Source organism: Cupriavidus sp. SIMBA_020, from assembly GCF_046535395.1.
Taxonomy (GTDB): domain Bacteria; phylum Pseudomonadota; class Gammaproteobacteria; order Burkholderiales; family Burkholderiaceae; genus Cupriavidus; species Cupriavidus campinensis.
This window is the reverse complement of sequence record NZ_JAWRWU010000762.1, coordinates 1-265: the sequence shown is the minus strand read 5'-3', so window position 1 is coordinate 265 and position 265 is coordinate 1. Positions and strand designations below refer to the sequence as shown.

Genomic DNA, 265 nt, shown 5'->3' with positions numbered 1-265 from the left:
CGCCACTTCTACCGCGCGACCTTCCCAACATTGCTGAATGGCAAATAATGCAACGGCATAGCATACGTCTCGTCTGACGACCTGACGCCAACAGACGTCACTCGTCAGCCAACTTTGCCATTGCTCTTCGGCTTTAGGGATATACGCAGATAGTTCTTCCTTATTTACCGGAACGCAACCGTGTTCACTAAAATGACAGGCTGCGGCGACCTTCAGGAAAGGCCATGGGTTATTCGGTTTCACGACCTCGCGTAAATTCTCAAGC

The 265-nt window shown here is 50.9% G+C and carries 1 protein-coding gene; it reads right to left on the bottom strand.

What is annotated here, in order from left to right:
- A partial coding sequence (locus SB751_RS31395) for a hypothetical protein (RefSeq protein WP_410749196.1) occupies positions 1-243 on the bottom strand: 243 nt, incomplete at its 3' end.
- Positions 244-265: the final 22 nt, after the last annotated feature.